Source organism: Propionivibrio pelophilus DSM 12018 (assembly GCF_059569095.1).
On record NZ_JCANUT010000123.1, the window covers coordinates 1 to 2,320 of the forward strand.

Here is a 2,320-nt window from a genome sequence, read left to right on the forward strand (position 1 = left end):
TTGATCTTTAAAAACTGGACGATTGATAGGTGTGGGTTTTTGATCGGGTTGCGATCTGCGTTGAGTAGATAGCGAAAAGATTGAAGGCTCGCACGATGTAAAGAAGTCTGTGGGTCAGGAATGATCTGCAGGACGTCAAGCGAGAGTTTTAACAGGAATTGAACTGAAGAGTTTGATCCTGGCTCAGATTGAACGCTGGCGGCATGCCTTACACATGCAAGTCGAACGGCAGCATGGGTGCTTGCACCTGATGGCGAGTGGCGAACGGGTGAGTAATGCATCGGAACGTACCCGGAAGTGGGGGATAACGTAGCGAAAGTTACGCTAATACCGCATATTCTGTGAGCAGGAAAGAGGGGGATCGCAAGACCTCTCGCTTTCGGAGCGGCCGATGTCGGATTAGCTAGTTGGTGGGGTAAAGGCCTACCAAGGCGACGATCCGTAGCGGGTCTGAGAGGATGATCCGCCACACTGGGACTGAGACACGGCCCAGACTCCTACGGGAGGCAGCAGTGGGGAATTTTGGACAATGGGCGCAAGCCTGATCCAGCCATGCCGCGTGAGTGAAGAAGGCCTTCGGGTTGTAAAGCTCTTTCGGTCGGGAAGAAATGGCACGCTCTAACATAGCGTGTTGATGACGGTACCGACATAAGAAGCACCGGCTAACTACGTGCCAGCAGCCGCGGTAATACGTAGGGTGCGAGCGTTAATCGGAATTACTGGGCGTAAAGCGTGCGCAGGCGGTTGTGTAAGTCAGAGGTGAAATCCCCGGGCTCAACCTGGGAATGGCCTTTGAGACTGCACGGCTAGAGTGTGACAGAGGGGGGTAGAATTCCACGTGTAGCAGTGAAATGCGTAGAGATGTGGAGGAATACCGATGGCGAAGGCAGCCCCCTGGGTTACTACTGACGCTCATGCACGAAAGCGTGGGGAGCAAACAGGATTAGATACCCTGGTAGTCCACGCCCTAAACGATGTCAACTGGATGTTGGGAGGGTTAAACCTCTTAGTGTCGTAGCTAACGCGTGAAGTTGACCGCCTGGGGAGTACGGCCGCAAGGCTAAAACTCAAAGGAATTGACGGGGACCCGCACAAGCGGTGGATGATGTGGATTAATTCGATGCAACGCGAAAAACCTTACCTACCCTTGACATGTCAGGAATCCTTGAGAGATTGAGGAGTGCCCGAAAGGGAGCCTGAACACAGGTGCTGCATGGCTGTCGTCAGCTCGTGTCGTGAGATGTTGGGTTAAGTCCCGCAACGAGCGCAACCCTTGTCGTTAATTGCCATCATTAAGTTGGGCACTTTAATGAGACTGCCGGTGACAAACCGGAGGAAGGTGGGGATGACGTCAAGTCCTCATGGCCCTTATGGGTAGGGCTTCACACGTCATACAATGGTCGGTTCAGAGGGTTGCCAACCCGCGAGGGGGAGCCAATCTCAGAAAGCCGATCGTAGTCCGGATTGCAGTCTGCAACTCGACTGCATGAAGTCGGAATCGCTAGTAATCGCGGATCAGCATGCCGCGGTGAATACGTTCCCGGGTCTTGTACACACCGCCCGTCACACCATGGGAGCGGGTTCTGCCAGAAGTAGGTAGCCTAACCGCAAGGAGGGCGCTTACCACGGCGGGGTTCGTGACTGGGGTGAAGTCGTAACAAGGTAGCCGTAGGGGAACCTGCGGCTGGATCACCTCCTTTCTAGAGAAAAGACTTGATCAAGAACTCACAACCTATCAATCGTCACACGCAGTACAGACGGAGGGTCTGTAGCTCAGTCGGTTAGAGCACCGTCTTGATAAGGCGGGGGTCGTTGGTTCGATTCCAACCAGACCCACCAACGTTTGAAGGAACGGGGGATTAGCTCAGCTGGGAGAGCACCTGCTTTGCAAGCAGGGGGTCGTCGGTTCGATCCCGTCATCCTCCACCAAATCCTGAATTCAGGGGTCAGAAGCAAGTGTTGCCGTTGGGCAGTATTTGCTTCTGACAGATGAATAGTCTGTATGCTCTTTAACAAAATGGAAGAAGGTTGTATCACTGGCCGCCGACAAACCAAGGTCAGTGATACGGTTGTAATTGCATCGACAATATCCTGTTACAGCTAGCAGGGTATTGTGCACAAACGAGTTGCCTGTAGCTTACGGTTCTCGCAAGAGAGCTTAAGGTTATAGGATCAAGCGACTAAGTGCATGTGGTGGATGCCTTGGCGATTACAGGCGAAGAAGGACGTGCAAGCCTGCGAAAAGCTCCGGGGAGCTGGCAATGAAGCTTTGATCCGGAGATGTCCGAATGGGGAAACCCACTCCGCAAGGAGTATCCCA

The 2,320-nt window shown here is 53.4% G+C and carries 2 tRNA genes and 2 rRNA genes; all 4 read left to right on the plus strand.

The features are described 5' to 3' along the window. Positions 1-160: 160 nt before the first annotated feature. A 16S ribosomal RNA gene (locus BO74_RS20880) occupies positions 161-1,700 on the plus strand. 62 nt (positions 1,701-1,762) lie between these two features. Next, positions 1,763-1,839: transfer RNA gene (locus BO74_RS20885), tRNA-Ile, on the plus strand. A gap of 14 nt (positions 1,840-1,853) precedes the next feature. Further along, positions 1,854-1,929: transfer RNA gene (locus BO74_RS20890), tRNA-Ala, on the plus strand. Positions 1,930-2,170: 241 nt separating this feature from the next. After that, positions 2,171-2,320 (plus strand): 23S ribosomal RNA (locus BO74_RS20895); the annotation flags it as partial.